This is a genomic window from Nonomuraea sp. NPDC048881 (assembly GCF_040649795.1).
Classification (GTDB): domain Bacteria; phylum Actinomycetota; class Actinomycetes; order Streptosporangiales; family Streptosporangiaceae; genus Nonomuraea.
This window is the reverse complement of the sequence record NZ_JBEZGC010000017.1, coordinates 100,072-115,829: the sequence shown is the minus strand read 5'-3', so window position 1 is coordinate 115,829 and position 15,758 is coordinate 100,072. Positions and strand designations below refer to the sequence as shown.

Sequence of the window (15,758 nt, the reverse complement as noted above, 5' to 3'; positions counted from 1 at the left end):
TTATCGATTCCCATTCGAGTTGTCCGGGTTCGAGCCCCGGCGGCCCGCACTAGCGGGCCGTGGTGTAACTGGCAGCACGCTGAAAAGCCGGTCGGAACCCCCACATCCGTACCGCCGGCAAGGCTGACGCGCACAGGCGGGGGAGCGGGTCGAAGTTCGTCCGCTCCCCTTCGTCATATCCGCCCTCGGGCGGGTCGAAAGCAAGGAGCTGACGATGGCACGTGACCCTCTCGCGAGCGTTTCGGCGTTCGCGACCCCGCAGACGCAGCCGATCCCCGGCCGTACCGACCAGGTGCGGAACGCCGCCGGCGGCTACGCGTTCGCCAAGGACGTGTGGCGCAAGCTGGAGGACTTCCTCATCCTCGGCACCACCGGCGGCACCTACTACGTGGGCGAGAACCAGCTGACCGCCGACAACGCGGGCGTGCTGTTCCAGGCCGTCGCCGAGGACGGTCCGCGCGTCGTCAGGCTGCTCACCGACATCTCGACGGCCCGGCCGCCGCGGGCGCCGAAGCAGCGTCCGGCCCTGTTCGCGCTCGCTGCCTGCTACGCCAAGGGCGACGCCGACACCCGCCGAGCGGCCAAGCAGGCCCTGGCGAAGGTCGCCCGGACCACCGACCACCTGGCCCAGTTCTTCGGCTACTACAAGAACCTCGGCGGCAAGGCGACCGGTCGAGGCACCGCGCCCACGATGGGCCGGAGCCTGCGCACGGCGCTCGGCTCCTGGTTCCTCACCGGCGAGGCCGACGCGGTCGCGTTCAAGGCGTGCAAGGCAGCCCAGCGCAGGACGCCGCAGGGCGAGGCGTTCGCGCTGCGGGACGTGCTGCGGATCGCCCACCCGGTCGCCGACTCCGACCAGCGCAGGACGCTGTTCGGCTGGATCGCCGGCAACATCTCCGATGACGAGGCGCGCGACGAGCTGCCCGCCGTCGACCGGTTCCTGACCGCGAAGGCCGTCACCACCGCCGAGGACGCGGTCCGGGTGGTCACCGAGGCGAAGGTGCCGTGGGAGTTCCTGCCGGACTCGGTTCTGAAGGAGCCGTCGGTGTGGGAGGCGCTGATCGAGACGGTCGGCCTGACCGCGCTCATCCGCAACCTGGCCCGCATGACCCGGCTCGGCACCCTCAAGCCGATGGCGGACGCCACGTCGCGGGCGGTGCTGCGGCTCACCGACCAGCGGGCGATCCTGCGCGCCCGCATCCACCCGATGGACGCCTGGCTCGCGATGCGCGTCTACGCCTCCGGGCAGGCGCAGCCCAACCCGCGCGCCGACGTGCACGCCTGGCAGCCCGTCCCGGCGATCCTCGACGCGCTGGAGGAGACGTACGAGCTGTCGTTCGGCGCGGTCGAGCCGTCCGGGAAGCGGCTGCTGGTCGCCGTCGACTCGTCCGGGTCGATGAGCTGGGGCGGCGGTGTCCGGGTGGGCGGTTCCCCGATCGGCTCCCCGTACGAGGTGGGCAACGCGATGGCGGTCATGTTGTCGCGGATCGAGAAGGGCGACCTGCACGTCATCGACGTGGACACGTCCGTGCACGCCTCCAAGGTGACCCCGCGCACGAACCTGCGCGAGATCGCCTCGTGGCAGCCGTCGGGCGGCGGCACGGACCTGTCACTGCCGTTCACGTGGGCGCGTGACCGGCGTATGGAGGTGGACGGCATCATCGTCTTCACCGACAACGAGACCTGGGCGGGACGCTCCCACCCGACGCAGGCCCTCGACGCCTACCGCCGCACCGTCAACGCCGACGCTCGCGTGGTCGTCACCGCGATGACGGCCGCGGGACATTCGATCGGCGACGCGAAGGACGAAGGCGTCCTGAACGTGGCCGGCCTGGACGCGTCGCTTCCGCTCATCGTCAACGGCTTCATCCGCGGCTGAAAGCGCGGTGACTTGCTCGAAAGGCGTGACGCGTCACTCCCGTTCCCGGAGACGTGTGCCCCGGCCAGGAAGAGAATCCCGGCCGGGGCTTTCTCCCTCGCTTGCGCCTGGGACAGCAGGGCTCAGCACTCGCGTGAGTCGCAGCGCTCACGCCTCTCCCCGCGGGCGGTTTCCTGAAAAGATCTCCGATGGACAGACACCTGTGTTCTTCTCGATGGGTGTGCGCCGATGGATCGCAAGCGGGCGAAGCTGACAAACGCTTCTCCGTTCACCGGGCGACGGCGTACCGCTTGCTGGAACGCTTCCAGGACCTGCACACGGAGGTGCGATGAACTTCCCGCTCTGGCCGGAGCCCTTGCGGCCGGGTGATCCGCGCCAGGCGGGGGCCTATCGGCTGGAGGGGCGGCTGGGGGGCGGCGGGATGGGACAGGTGTTCCTGGGGCGCTCTCCCGGCGGCCGCCCGGTCGCGGTGAAGCTGGTGCGGCCCGACCTGGCCGACGATCCCCGGTTCCGGCGCCGGTTCGCCCTGGAGGCCGAGGCCGCCCGCCGGGTCGGCGGGTTCTACACCGCCCAACTCGTCGACGCCGCCCCGGAGGCCGACCCGCCTTGGCTGGTCACCGCCTACATTCCCGGCCCGTCCCTGCATCAGGCCGTCGAAGCGCACGGCCCGATGCCCACGGAGGCGATCACCGTGTTGGGCGCGGGACTGGCCGAGGGGCTCGGCGCGATCCACGCCTGCGGCCTGGTGCACCGCGACCTCAAGCCGTCCAACGTCATCCTTGCCGCCGACGGCCCCCGCGTCATCGACTTCGGCATCGCCCGTGCACTGGACGCCACCTCCCACACCCTCTCCCGCGCGGTGGTCGGCACGCCGTCGTTCATGTCCCCGGAACAGGCACGAGGCCGGGAGATCGGCCCGTCCAGCGATGTGTTCTCCCTCGGGCTCGTCCTGGTGTTCGCCGCCACCGGTCGCAGCCCGTTCGGCGCGGGACGGGCCGAGGCGGTCGTCTACCGCATAGCCCACGACGAGCCCGACCTGACCGGCCTGCCCGCCCCCCTGACGGATCTGGTGAAGCGCTGCCTGGCCAAGGATCCCGGTGACCGTCCCGGCGTGGCCGGGATTCTCAAGGAGCTCACCGACCCCACCCGGACGACCACCCGATGGCTTCCGCCGCCGTTCGCGACGATGATCGCCGAACGTCAGCTGCGGACCCCGCCGGACCTGGCGCCTCTCCCGCCTTCCGATCCCGGCGCACACCAGGGCAGCACCCGACACGATCCCGACCACGGTCGAGCCCTGGACGCTCCCGGTGACACGGAGCGGCACCCGCACCAGCCGGAGCACCAGGCACCCAAGGGCCCCGACATGCCCGCCGGCAGGCGCCGCCCGACCCGGCGCCGGTTCCTGCTCGGCGGTCTGGCCGCGCTGGGCGCCGCGGCGGTCCCGATCGGCTGGAACCTCTGGTCCCGCCGCAACCGGCTGACCGACGAGGATCTGTACGCGGTGGCGTTCAGCCCGGACGGGCGCACCATCGCGGGAGGCAACATCTCCGGCGGCGGCTGGCTGTGGGCCGCAGACTCGCACGAGATGATCGCCGACTTCTCCGCCGAGAATTCCGTCAACGGCGCCATGGCCTTCACCCCCGACGGCTCCGCACTGGTGACAGCCGGGATGAAGGTGCCGTTGAGCTTCCGCGGCCCCTCCACCGGGAAGGTGACGCACTCGCTTCCCTCGCCGGTCGGGGGCGCTCGCACGATGGCGTTCAGCGCGGACGGCGCCCAACTCGTCGTGGCGGGCAACATCCCGGTCGGCAACCTCGAAGCCGCCGAGATCTGTGTCGTCTGGGACGTCGCAGCCAAGGAGCCGAAGCGCAAGCTGCCGTTCGCCACGAAGGCCAGTTCCGCGGTGAACTCGGCGGCCTTCATCGACGACGGCCACTCGATCCTGCTGGCAGGGGAGGACCTCACCGCAGCCGACGGGACGGACGGCTTCTGGCGCTGGAACCTCGACAGCGGCGACCTGGAGGCGATCGGCCCCGACGGAGACGGCTCGGCGGTCGCCGTGAGCCCCGACGGGAAGCAGTACGCGCTGGGCGGCGCACACGGCTGCTCCCTGACATCCGGTGACGGAACCCGGCTGCGCACCATCAGCAACGCGGACGTCGATGCCCTCGCCTTCAGCCCGGACGGCGCCACCCTGGCAGTGGCCGACAAGGAAGGCATCCGGTTGTGGGACCCGGCGACCGGCCGGGCGAAGGCGACCGTGACCGACCGCAGGGCTGCTGCGCTGGCCTTCCATCCCGATGGAACCTTCCTGGTCTCAGGAGGTTGGTTCGTGGATGCCGAGGGCTGCCGGCTGTGGCCGGTCGAAGACCCGTGACCCGGTTACGCGTCCGGTGCCGCACCGACGATGAGCTCGGTTGCGTCAGCCTGCCAGCCGGGCGAGGGCCAGGGCGTGCGCCCGGTCGAGGGAGTCCGCGGCGGCGCAAGGGATGTCCGGCTGCACGCCGGTGCCCTCCCAGTTCGCCCCCGAGACGGGGTTGACGGCGCGGCCGGTGGGGACGGTGGCCTCCAGGTGGGGATGCACGGTCCAGCCCTTGCACGGGTGCGCGCCGCCGCGGGTGGGCTCGCCGACGACAACGGCGCGGCCGAGCTGCTGCAGGTCGTAGGCCAGCTCCTCGGCGGCGGAGAAGGTGCTGCCACTGGACAACACGTACAAAGGCTTGCTGCCGCCGAAACGCGCGCCGGGAACGTGCGGCAGGCTCCAGGACTGCTCGCCGCGCTCGCCGCCGCGCCAGTGCATGGTGTTGAGGTGGGTGCGCTCGTCCAGGAGGTAACTGCAGACGAAGGCGACGGTGTCCGGGTCGCCGCCCCGGTTGTCGCGAAGGTCCACGATCAGCGCCTGGGCGCGGGAGGCCAAGGTGAGCGCGGCGCTCAGCGGTTCGGCGGCCCAATCCAGCGGGAACAGCATCGGCGCCAGCTCCACCACGGCGACTCCTCCGTCGAGCAGCTCCACCCGGGGCGCACCGCCCAGCGAGGTGTCGTAGTCGCGGCGGATGGATTCCAGGGTCGCCGCGCCCTGCTCGGGGGACACCGGGTCGGCGTGGTGCTTCAGCCTCAGGTGCTTGTCGCCGTTGACGGACTGCAGGTCCGCGGTGACCAGACGGGCGAGCTCCTCGGCGCCGCCGACGTCGTAGGCGCCCTCGGCGAGGCGTCGTCGCAGCAGGTCGGCAAGCTGTTCGGCTGTCTCGGGGAAAATGTAGTGCTCGGTCAGCAGGCGGGTCGTCTCGTCGATGACGGGGGCAGGCCGAAGGTTCGTCAGGGGCGTCATGGCAGGAAGTAGAGCACCGCCCCTCCGAAGACGTCAAAGACGCTTGAAACGCCTTCGGCAGGCGGCGAAACGGCCTGCACGGCTGTGCTCGTCGGCGGGTCAGCGCATGAGCGGGTCCGGGAAGCCGAACGATCGGCCCGGCGCGCGAGCCGATCTCTCATGTAGACCCCGGCCGCCACAGAAAGGAATCGGCCCCCGAGCGGCATGGCATCAGCTTGCCGACTCAACGAATCCTCAATGCATCTTCAACGCGGCGGGGATCAGACTTCCCATGACGTTCGACCCGACTTCGAATGAAACAGGGAGTGACCATGCGCATCGCCCGTACGATCAAGGCTCCGCTGTCCGGTCTGGCCTGTGCGGCAACGCTCACGCTGGGCGTCACCTCGTTCCCGGCGCCCGCGAGCGCGGCCGTCACCCAGGCGCAGGCCGTTCCGGCGTCCGTGGCGGCAGGGAGAACCACGGCGCCGGCCTGCATCGAGCGGAGTGTGAGCAAGAAGAGGAAAACGGTCTGGATCTCGAATCGCTGCGGCAGGACGATGAAGGTGAAGGTCGTCGTCAAACACGGCCCCGACTCCTACTGCCGCACCCTGAGCGACTCCGAGACCATCTACTACCCCTGGCATTTCGGCTCCTATGACCGCACCGTGAACTGCTAGCCCCAGCTTTCCCGCGAACTCGCCGATGCCGGACGCCGACGTGTGGATCGACGGCCCCCGAGCTCATACGGCTGCCGCGACGGCGGCGGCGATGAAGAGCACTTGAAGGGCCGTACGGGCCGGCAGCGGGGTCACGGGTTTCCCGGCCAGCGTGAGGCCGCGGCGGGCCGCCGAGACGTTGGCCGGGAACATGGCGATCATGAGCAGCGCCAGCCCGATCGCCGCGTACGGCGCGACCGGCGCGAACAGCAACCCGGCGGCGCCGGTCAGTTCCAGGACGCCGGTGAGGGTGACCAGCAGGGCCGGCCGCGGGAACGACGGCGGGATCATCGCGACGAAGTCGCGGCGCCACGAGGGCAGGAAGTGGGGCACGCCGGTGAAGACGAACATCAGGGCCAAAGCGCCGCGCAGGGCCGGTTGCCAGGCGTCCAGTGCGTCGACGCCGACCAGGCCGACGAGCCGCAGGACGACGAAGCCACCGATGAGGGCGATGAACGGAACCATTCCGTCCTCCAATCTTGTCATTGGACAGATTGGAGGGAGGTTCGTCATCTTGTCAATGTCAAGCTAGGGTGTGGTCGTCCCGCTGAGCCTTGGAACGCGGAGGTGAGGAACATCAGCCAGCCGTCCTACCACCACGGCAACCTGCGGCGCGTCATCATCGACGCCGCGCTGCAGGCCATCGGCGAATCCGGCCCGGCCGGATGGAGCCTGCGCGAGCTGGCCCGCCGGGCCGGCGTCTCGCACGCCGCCCCCGCCTACCACTTCGGCGACAAGCAAGGTCTGCTGACGGCCGTGGCCGCCGAGGGCTTCACCATGTTCGCCGACGCTCTTGAGCACGCTGCCTCCGACGTGTGGGAGGTCGGCGTCGCCTACCTCCGCTTCGGCCTCGACCACCGGCCCCACTTCGAGGTGATGTTCCGGCCGGAGCTCTACCGGGTGGACGATCCCGGCGTTCGATCCGCGCAGCAGCGCGCCGCGGACGTCCTCAACGCCAGCGCCCACTCGCTGTCGCCGAGCGCGGAACACGACCGGACGACCACGGTCGCCGCGTGGTCGCTGGCGCACGGCTTCACCACCCTGTGGCTGAGCGGCGCCTTGCCGGAGAGCGCGGACGGAGACCCGGAGGCCCTGGCCCGTTCGATGCTCCGCCTCGTCCTCGGCGCCGTGGCGGGCGGGGCGGCCAGCCCGTGATCTGACGGTCGGCGGCCTCGCCCGTCCTGCGCCCAGAGACGGTCTGACGGTCGGCGGCCTCGCCCGTCCTGCACCCTCAGACCTGATTCCGTCGTGTCAGTGACCGTTCGGGGCCGGACCGTCCATCAGGTGGGTTGCTCGTTCCGTGCGCAGGTGGAGGGCCGTGCGGCCCTTGCGTTGTGTCGACACCAGCCCCGCCCCCCGCAGCGCGCCCAGGTGTTGGGACACCGCGCTCGGCGTGATGTTCAGGCGGGTGGCCAGGGCGGCGGTCGTCTGAGGTTCGGCCAAGGCGGCGAGGATCAGCGTTCTCGTGTGGCCGAGCACCGGGATCAGGCCCGTCAGCGCCGGCCGGGGCGACTCCCGGAGCAGGCCGACGCCCATCGCCGGATAGCGGATCGACGCGGCGGCGACCGGGGCCTTGTCGACGCCCACGTCCGGCCAGTTGAAGACGCTGGGCTGCAGAACGAGGCCATGTCCGCCGGTGTCCACCGTGAACACGGAGTGCGGGGTGCGCCGGCCGTGCACGACCAGCTGGCCGTCCTCCCAGGCGATGTCGCGGTGCAACTCGGCGAACAGCGCCTGCACCCCGCCCTCCACCAGGGTCAGCGCACGCCGTCCGATGTCGGCCTCCAGCACGGCGCACATCCGGCCCCACTGGGGCGCGATCAGCAGCTCGTGGCAGCGGTGCAGCGCCTCGGCCAGCCTTGGCAGGACCGTCGCGGGCTCGGGGACGTCCTCGGCCGGCATGCCCAGGACCGCGGCGTACTCCTGCCGGAAGAAGTCGTCCTGCGTGGCGCGTACCAGGTCCAGCTCCGTCGCGATGGACGGCAGGCGCTGAGCCGGCGCCGGGAACAGGAACGACGGCAGCGGCCCGGCGATCAGCGCGCGCAGCAGCGGCAGCTCGCGCTCGCGCGCCAGCAGCGGGCGCGCCTGGCGCACCCAGGGCCGGTGGACGGCATGACCGCCCGTGCCGAACAGGATCCGCAGCGCAAGCACCGTCTCGCCCAGCGGTGAGACGGCGAATCGCACCTTCGCGACCGACGCCGCGGTGAACCTGATCTCGACCGCCATCCGCCCCTCATCATGTAGCTGTGGCTTAACGATAGCCGCGGCGCGCCGTTTCCCTGCAGGCTGGCGGGCATGGACTTCTTCACCTCCTACGACGGCCTCAAGCTCGCCTGCCACGTGTCCGGCGACGGCCCCCCTGTGGTCTGCCTGCCCGGCGGGCCGATGCAGGCCTCCGCCTATCTCGGCGACCTCGGGGGCCTCTCGGCGCACCGGCGGCTGATCATGGCGGATCTGCGGGGCACCGGGCGGTCCGCCGTGCCGCCGGACACCGCCTCGTACCGTTGCGACCGCCTTGTCGACGACGTCGAGGCCCTGCGCGAGCACCTTGGGCTCGACCGGATGGACCTGCTCTCCCATTCCGGGGGCACGAATCTGGCCGTGCTCTACGCGGCTCGCCAGCCGGAACGCGTCGGAAGGCTCGTTCTGGTCGCTCCGAGCGTCGCCGCCGTCGGCGTCAGGATCACCGAGGAGGTCCGGCGGGCGACCGCCCGGCTGCGCGAGGGGGAGTCCTGGTTCCCGGAGGCGTTCGCGGCCCTGGAGAAGGTCATGTCAGGCCAGGCCAGCCACGACGCCTTCCAGGCCATCGCGCCGTTCTGGTACGGCCGCTGGGACGAGACGGCCCAGGCCCACAAGGCCGCCGAGGACGAGCAGCGGAACAACGAGGCGGCAGCCGTCTTCGGCGCCGAGGGCGCCTTCGCCCCCGACGCCACCCGCGCCGCGCTGACCCGTTTCACCTCGCCGGTGCTGCTGCTCGCGGGTGAGGTGGACCTGAACTCCCCGCCCGCCGCGGTGGCCGAGCTCGCCGCGCTGTTCCCGCACGCCGAGCTCGTCGTGCAGGCCGGGGCAGGGCACTTTCCGTGGCTCGACGACGCCGGCCGGTTCGTGGCCACGACCTCGGCGTTCCTGCGTCAGGCGCCCAGCTGAGCGCACACCCGGCCGGAGATCGTCCTCATTGCCGCGGCACCGTCTCTCCGCCCTGCGAGAGGTCGAAGGGCGTGGGGGAGTGGCCTGCCCAGATCCGGCGGGAGACCTCTTCGGGGTAGGGGAGAGTGGCCGGCTCGGCGTCCAGGACGCGGGTCAGCCGCCGGTCGGGCCGGTACGCGGCCCATCCCGCGTCGCCGGTGGTGACGAAGCGCACCCATGCCTCCCTGAGCTCGCGGGAGAGCGCGACGGCCTCGGGGGCGGGCTCGTCGCCGAGGAGCTGCGCGCCGATGGGACTGTCCAGCGTGCCGAACGCCAGGGGGACGTCGAGGCTGTGGCAGGCGCCCAGAGCGCCGCCGAGCGCCGGGGCGGTCCAGCACAGTTCGAACAGGTACGAGGTGCCGCCGGCCGCGGCGTTGGCCTCGGCCAGCTGCTGTGACGGCATGCGGAAGAGGGCGTCGGAGTACACCGTCTCCACCAGCTCCTCCGGACCGGCCTGCGGAAACCCGGCGCGGTACGCCTGCGCGCCATGCGGCCGGGGTGCGAGCAGTTCCAGGGCCGTGCGCGCGTCCTGCTCGGTGAAGCCGCCCTGCCGCCCGCTCATGACGCTGAACAGCCGGAACTCGTCCCGGGTGTGGCCGGCGAGCAGCTCGATCCCGCCCGCGCGCCCGCCGGTCAGCGCGGACCAGGGCGTCTCGGGCAGAACCTCGCCGTCGACGACGGGGCACAGGGCGGTGCCGGTCTTCGTGAGCCGCCCCCAGCTCTCCCGGTGCGCATGGAGGGCGGCGTTGAAGGAGGTGAGCTCCGCGGCCAGGCGCCAGGGGTCGATGTCGCGCAGGGCCGCGGCGGTGGGGGCCGCCGCGCCGACCCGGTCCGCGAGCGCGGCGGTGACCTGCCGGGCCAGCGCGGGGGTGCTGTGCAGCCCCGGCGCCGAGTGGGCGATGGCCCGCCGGAACAGGCCGCGCGCCGGCTTCATCGTCAGCAGGGCGGCGACCGACCCGGCCCCGGCGGACTGTCCGGCCACGGTGACCCGGCCGGGGTCGCCGCCGAACGCGGCGATGTTCCGCTGCACCCACTCCAGCGCCGCGATCTGGTCGAGGAAGCCGCGGTTGGGCGGCGCGTCGTCGAGGAACGCGAAACCCTCCGCGCCCACGCGGCAGTTGACGGTCACCACGACGAGCCCCGCCCCGGCCAGCGCCGCCGGGTCGTACATCGGGTCGCTCGACGCCGCCGAGACGTAGCCGCCCACGGGGAGCCACACCAGCACCGGCAGCCCGCCCGCGCCCGGATCCGGGGTGCCGACGTCGAGCGTCAGCCAGTCCGTGCCCTGCGGCGGGCCCACGTCGACCGGCAGGGACAGCGGCACCCGGGGACCGAACTCCGCCGCCTGCCTCGTGCCGTCCCAGCGGCGCGGCGGGGCGGGCGCGGCGAAACGAAGCGCTCCCACCGGCGGCTGGGCATACGGGATGCCACGGAACACCGCGTGGCCCTGCCGCCGGCGCCCCTGCACCACCCCTTCCGCGGTCCGCACCCTCGGCTCTTCGGACATGACGGCTCCTTCCTCGAACGGACCCCCATGGTTATAGGTCAAGTGTATTATGTCAACTGTATGGGAAAGCTGGGAGTGACGAGGGAGAGGCCCGCGATGCCGAAACAGGTGGACCACCGCGAACGCCGCGAAGCGATCGCCCGCGCGCTGTGGCGGGTGGTGGCGCAGCGCGGCGTCGCGCACCTGACGACACGGGTGGTGGCGCAGGAGGCGGGCATCTCACTCGGGCAGTTGCAGCACTACTTCGCCTCCCGGGCCGCCATGCTCTCCTTCGCCATGGACTTCGCCTCGGAACAGACCTCGCTGCGCGTCGAGCAGGGCCTCGCGGGGCTCGGCGACCGTCCGCACCCGCGTGACGTGCTGCGACTGACGCTCGCGGAAATGCTGCCCCTGCACACCGACGCCCGCGCCACCAGCCGGATGAGCGCCGCCTACGTCCTGGAGGCGCTGCACGACGAGGCCGTCCACGAGCAGGCGCGCCGCGGCCTCCTCCAGGGGCGGGCCCTCGTCGAGCGGCTGGTCCGCCAGGCGATCGCCGACGGGCACCTCGCCCCCGACCGCGACCCGGCGACCGAGACCAACCTGCTCCTCGCCCTCACCGGCCTCACCCCCCTCCTCGAACTGGACGTGATCGCCCCCCAGGACGCCCTCACCGCGATCGACCTGCATCTGGACAGGCTGTTCGCCGGCGAGAGCCGGAGCGCGTGACCGGCCGGGCAAAGGAAGGCCCGGTGCCCGTCAGGTCCGGCGGGTTCGAGTGACGGGGCGTCCGGCCCGTCAACGGGACGCGCTGGAGGCCCCGCCGGGCGGCACCACGGCCACCGGACAGGCGGCGTGGTGGAGCACCCCGTGGCTCACCGAGCCCAGCATCGTGGAGGCGAAGTCGCCCAGCCCGCGCGAGCTCACCACGACCAGGTCGGCCGTGGACGACGCGTTCCTGAGGGCGGCGACCGGATGATCGCACACCTGCTCGTCCACGATCCGCACGTCAGGGTTCCCCTCCCGCCACGGGATCACCTCCTGGGCGGCGGCGCGGGCGTTCTCCTCGAAGCTCTCGCCGGTCATCCTGTAGGCGGAGGCGTACGAGGACAGGAGCGGCGGCCGCCAGGCATAGAGCACCAGGAGCTCCGCGTCCTGGGCACGGGCCTGCTTCAGGGCGTACTCCATGGCGGCCGGTGACTGCCGGCCGTCGTATCCGACCACGATCCGGCCGCGGCGTGTCGTGGCGGCCTCCCGGACGACCACGACCGGGCTCGCGGCGTGCCCGGCCAGCGCCAGGCTCGTGGAGCCGAGCACCATCCCGGCGAAGCCGCCCCGCCCTCTGCTGCCCAGCACCAGGCTGTCGGCCTCCGCCGACTCCCGCACCAGGTCGTTCACCACCGGACCGGGCAGGATCTCCGTGCCGACCTCCACGCCGGGAACCAGGCCGCGCGCCCGGTCCGCCGCCGCTTCCAGCATCCCGGCGCAGTATTCGGCCGTCCCGACGTCGCCCGTCCACGGCTCGCACACGTGTACCAGCCGCAGCGCCAGCGAGCGCCTGCGGGCGTCCGCCGCGGCCCACTCGACGGCCGCCATCGAGGGCGGCGAGCCGTCCACGCCCGCCACGATCCGTCCAGCCATCTTCCGCCTCCCCCGAGCCCCCGCCCTTCCCCTACCCCGAAGCCGCCCACCGTCATGTCTGGCGTGCCGCGGGTTCTCCGCCGGCGGACGCGTGAGGGCGTTGACCCCGCTGGCGGGTGCAGAAGACCTGGCCGGGGCGCACGTCGTCGCTGAGCCGGCCGGCCGGCCGCGCTCGGCCACGGCCTGCGCCGGCGGGCGTGACCAGTGACCACCAGTGGATCACAAGACGGCCCTGGTAGATCAGGGCGGGTGAACGATGCTCCTCATCCGCTCAGCCGCAGGGAAGGCCCGTCCGGGACGGACGAGCCGTCCGAGGCCGAGCGGCCGGTGCTCCCGCTCGACACCTCGCTGCCCGACGTTTGCGGCGCCCGCCCGCCTGCCTGGCGCGGCACGTCCGGTCGGCAGGCGGGATGGGCCGGCTGCTGGGTGGCCTGGCCTTCTCGTGGGGGGTGTACGGGCTGCTGTGGGCCGCGGCCGGGATCTGGCTGCCGGGACCGTCCGCGCTCGCGGTCGCGACGGCCCTGACGCTGCCGCCCGCCCTGGTGTCGCTGGTACTGCACCGCAGGCGTGGGCATCGTCAGCGTTGGGCGATCTGTAGCGCTTGCCTGCGCGGCCGCCGCAACCCCAGCCGGGCGCAAGCCCGGCTGAGGCGTCATCGGCTCATGGGGCCACGGTCAGGGTGAGGGTGGCTGTGTGGTCGAGGGCGACGCCGTCGCCCAGCACCGTGATCGGGTAGGTCCCGGACGGGGTGCTGGCGCCGACCGTGACGGTCAGCGTGGAGGTGGCGCCGGTGGTGATGCTCGACGGGCTGAAGGACGCCGTCATGCCCGCCGGAAGCCCCCTGGCGTACAGCGAGATCTGCTGCGGGGCGCCCGAGACGACGGCGCTGCCGACGGTGACGCTCACGGTCTGGCCGGGCTGCACGGTCGCCGCGGCGGGGTTGACCGCGACCGAGAAGTCGCACGTGTACGGCTCGCCGGCCCGCGCGGGCACGCGGACGGCGTTCCACGCGGCCTTGACCGTGTTGTACTCCAGGCACGACGAGGGGAACATGTCCAGGGCCGCCTGCAGCGAGGCGCGGCGGGCCATGGTGTGCGGCCAGGCGGAGGTCTTGCGCAGCAGCGTGCCCATGTAGATCTGGCCCGCCTTGCGCGCGCCGAGCCCGACGATGGAGGAGGAGTCGCAGGTCGGGCTGGGCGGCTGGCCGTTCGTCGGGTTGCTGCCCTCGGCCAGCAGGTAGAACCAGTGGTTCTGGACGCCGGCCCCGACCTGGGGCGGCATCGACGGCACCGCGCTGCTGTAGCAGTCGGGGTGACCGGGGATCAGCGACGGCTTGTACATGTAGCGGATCGGGCCGGTTCCGTCGACGTTGACCTCCTCGCCGACGGTGTAGTCCGGCGGGTCGAGGGTGGCGGGCTCGTTGGCGTACTGCTCGGTCAGCGCGCCGAAGATGTCGCCGGTGGACTCGTTGAGTATGGCCTTCTCGTTGTCGCCGAGGTCGAGGCCGGGCGTGGTGGCGAAGACGATGTGGCCGTACTCGTGCGCCACGATGTCCATCGCGGTGAGCTGGCGCAGGTTGTCGGAGGTGTGGCCGAAGGCGGTGTTGACGCCGTTCCAGTAGGCGTTGACGTCGTTCAGGCCGACGCGGGCGGGGTAGCCGTCGCCGGCTCCGTTGAAGCCGGAGCGTCCCAGCCAGGTCTTGAGCATGTCCCATTCGGTGTCGATCGCGAAGAGCGTGTCGACGCAGGCGGTTTCGAGGTTGGTGCCGCTGCCGTTGCCCCAGTAGTCGTCGGGCCCGGTGAAGGCGGAGCCGTTCGGGCCGCCGCAGCGCACGTTCCGCCGCACCGGGTCGATCATCGCGAAGGAGGAGCCGGTCGCCATGGTGCCGATGGTGACCGGGTTGCCGTTGTAGTAGCTGTTGCCCACCCCCGCCTTGACCTCGTCGGACTTCAGGACGACCGCGCCGGTCAGCGCGTCGACGAAGACGTGCAGCCTGCTCTCCCTGCCGCCGACGGCGCCGTGGACGAGCACCTCGTAGGCCAGCCGGCCGCGTCCCTGAGCCATGACCACCAGCCGGGGCGCGGCGATCGAGGAGACCTGGGGCAGCTGGCTCCTGGCCACGCGGGCTGCTTCGGAGGCGCCGAGCCTGGGCGTGGTGGCCACGTCCAGGGGGCTGTCCTGGGAGACGGAGGTGCTCAGGACCTCGCCGGTGGCGGCGCTGACCACGACGAAGTCGCCGCCGTAGACGGGCAGCCCCGCGTACGTGCGGGTGTAGGGCGTGTAGCGCAGCCCGTTCTGCCCTTCGATCGGGCCCTGCCGTATGTACGCGTCCTCGGTCGAGCTGTGCAGCAGTGCGGGCCTGGACTTCACCAGGAGGTCGGCGGGATCGCCTTTGGAGGCGTTGGCCGGGCCGGGGACCGAAGTGGCCACGAGCACACAGACGGCACTCGTGACCAGGGCTAACACGGCATTGCGTCTCATGGGGTCGCTCCTCTTGCGCCGGCGGGCGATGGACGGGGTCACCTGCATTTGAGTTGATGAACTACAGCAGGTCAATATCGAGGTAAATAGGCGGAAAAATCGGGATTTATGGCCATTCAGCCCCCGAGTCGGTGACGCAAGGAACTCCACCCGTCAGCACGTATCTGAGGCGCGCCGGACCTGCTCGGGAGGGGCAGCCACACACATCCCCCAGGAGGCGCTCATGCCCAGGATCGGGTTCGAATGGCAGTTCCAGCGTAACGAGCTGAGGTTTCTGGCGGATTCCAAGGACGGCTGGCAGACCGAGGACGCCCTGCCGTCCAAGGGACGCGTCTGCTACTGGCAGGACCCCGGGATCGCCATCGAGTCCGACGGCGGCGACGTCGAGATCATCACCGACTCGGTGACGACGTGGGCCGCCCTGCGCCGTCAGCTCGTCTTCATCGGCGAGCTGATCAGCCTGCTGACGGGCCGTTCGCCCGACACCGCCAAGCTTCCCGCCACGTTCCTGCGGTCAGGGGAGCAGGAGGACGAGGAGACGACCGGCAACCGGCGATTGAGCAGGACCCGGACGAGCGCCAAGACGCAGGCCGTGCGCGTGGCCCAGGGGCACCTCAAGACCCACGACGACGTCCAGCCGACCGACGGGCTGCGCTTCGTGCCGGGCACCAACGTGGGCAACATCATCACCGTGTCCCTGGCCGCGCCCATCAAGCGGTGCGACTTCGACTTCGCCGGCAACCCGGTGATGACGCCCGTCTACGCCAAGGGCGACGTGCTGGCCCTGACCGCCGGCAGGGACCTCGTCCACGGCACCGCTCAGGCCACCCTGGACGTGCCGCTGGCCGAGCTGCCCGCCCGGCTGGGGGTGCTCGGCTTCGACCCGAGTGCCCAGGTGGGCGCATGGCTGCGGGGACGCCACCAGACGGCCAACCTCATCGGGTTCGTCACGCTGATCCAGTACATGCTGTGGGTCTTCGCCCATCAGAACCTCACCTCCGGCGACGGGCCGAAGGCGGGCTTCGCGCTGCTGCCGCGCACGAACCTGCGCTAGGT

At 71.8% G+C, this 15,758-nt stretch carries 13 protein-coding genes; 7 read left to right on the top strand and 6 right to left on the bottom strand.

The annotated features are described in order from the left end of the window. Positions 1-214 precede the first annotated feature (214 nt). Positions 215-1,879 (top strand): TROVE domain-containing protein, encoded by a 1,665-nt coding sequence (locus AB0C33_RS40335; RefSeq protein ID WP_358297991.1) that lies wholly within the window; start codon positions 215-217, stop codon positions 1,877-1,879. 328 nt (positions 1,880-2,207) lie between these two features. After that, on the top strand, positions 2,208-4,259 hold the full coding sequence (locus tag AB0C33_RS40330) for a serine/threonine-protein kinase (protein WP_358297989.1): 2,052 nt from the start codon (positions 2,208-2,210) through the stop codon (positions 4,257-4,259). A 45-nt stretch (positions 4,260-4,304) separates the two neighbouring features. Here AB0C33_RS40330 and AB0C33_RS40325 read toward each other — a convergent pair whose 3' ends face one another. After that, positions 4,305-5,210, bottom strand: coding sequence for a S41 family peptidase (locus AB0C33_RS40325; RefSeq protein WP_358297987.1), 906 nt, complete (start codon positions 5,208-5,210; stop codon positions 4,305-4,307). Positions 5,211-5,521: 311 nt separating this feature from the next. On the opposite strand from AB0C33_RS40325, the gene AB0C33_RS40320 reads away from it, so the two are divergent. After that, positions 5,522-5,869 carry a hypothetical protein gene (locus tag AB0C33_RS40320; RefSeq protein ID WP_358297985.1) on the top strand — a complete coding sequence of 116 codons (348 nt, stop codon included), beginning with the start codon at positions 5,522-5,524 and terminating at the stop codon, positions 5,867-5,869. A 63-nt stretch (positions 5,870-5,932) separates the two neighbouring features. Here the strand turns inward: AB0C33_RS40320 and AB0C33_RS40315 are convergent, their stop codons facing one another. Continuing rightward, on the bottom strand, positions 5,933-6,373 hold the full coding sequence (locus AB0C33_RS40315; protein ID WP_358297983.1) for a DoxX family membrane protein: 441 nt from the start codon (positions 6,371-6,373) through the stop codon (positions 5,933-5,935). Positions 6,374-6,475: 102 nt separating this feature from the next. Between AB0C33_RS40315 and AB0C33_RS40310 the strand changes: the two genes are divergently transcribed. Then, positions 6,476-7,063: a TetR/AcrR family transcriptional regulator gene (locus tag AB0C33_RS40310; RefSeq protein WP_358297981.1), complete on the top strand. Its 588-nt coding sequence runs from the start codon at positions 6,476-6,478 to the stop codon at positions 7,061-7,063. Between the two features lie 96 nt (positions 7,064-7,159). Here AB0C33_RS40310 and AB0C33_RS40305 read toward each other — a convergent pair whose 3' ends face one another. Next, a complete protein-coding gene (locus AB0C33_RS40305; protein ID WP_358297979.1) occupies positions 7,160-8,134 on the bottom strand; it encodes a DUF5937 family protein in 975 nt (324 codons plus the stop codon). A 69-nt stretch (positions 8,135-8,203) separates the two neighbouring features. Between AB0C33_RS40305 and AB0C33_RS40300 the strand changes: the two genes are divergently transcribed. After that, a complete protein-coding gene (locus AB0C33_RS40300; RefSeq protein WP_358297977.1) occupies positions 8,204-9,055 on the top strand; it encodes an alpha/beta hydrolase in 852 nt (283 codons plus the stop codon). A gap of 25 nt (positions 9,056-9,080) precedes the next feature. Here AB0C33_RS40300 and AB0C33_RS40295 read toward each other — a convergent pair whose 3' ends face one another. After that, positions 9,081-10,601: a carboxylesterase family protein gene (locus tag AB0C33_RS40295; RefSeq protein WP_358297975.1), complete on the bottom strand. Its 1,521-nt coding sequence runs from the start codon at positions 10,599-10,601 to the stop codon at positions 9,081-9,083. A 96-nt stretch (positions 10,602-10,697) separates the two neighbouring features. On the opposite strand from AB0C33_RS40295, the gene AB0C33_RS40290 reads away from it, so the two are divergent. Beyond that, positions 10,698-11,309, top strand: a complete 612-nt coding sequence (locus AB0C33_RS40290; protein WP_358297973.1) for a TetR family transcriptional regulator C-terminal domain-containing protein — start codon at positions 10,698-10,700, stop codon at positions 11,307-11,309. A 69-nt stretch (positions 11,310-11,378) separates the two neighbouring features. On the opposite strand, the gene AB0C33_RS40285 is transcribed toward AB0C33_RS40290, so the two are convergent. Together AB0C33_RS40285 and AB0C33_RS40280 are read right to left on the bottom strand one after the other, a co-directional pair. Continuing rightward, the gene (locus tag AB0C33_RS40285) at positions 11,379-12,221 is read right to left on the bottom strand and encodes a universal stress protein (RefSeq protein WP_358297971.1); all 843 of its coding nucleotides are present in this window, start codon (positions 12,219-12,221) and stop codon (positions 11,379-11,381) included. Between the two features lie 660 nt (positions 12,222-12,881). Next, complete coding sequence (locus AB0C33_RS40280; RefSeq protein WP_358297969.1) at positions 12,882-14,702, bottom strand: M4 family metallopeptidase; 1,821 nt, start codon at positions 14,700-14,702, stop codon at positions 12,882-12,884. Between the two features lie 223 nt (positions 14,703-14,925). Between AB0C33_RS40280 and AB0C33_RS40275 the strand changes: the two genes are divergently transcribed. Continuing rightward, on the top strand, positions 14,926-15,756 hold the full coding sequence (locus AB0C33_RS40275) for a hypothetical protein (RefSeq protein ID WP_358297967.1): 831 nt from the start codon (positions 14,926-14,928) through the stop codon (positions 15,754-15,756). Positions 15,757-15,758 lie beyond the last annotated feature (2 nt).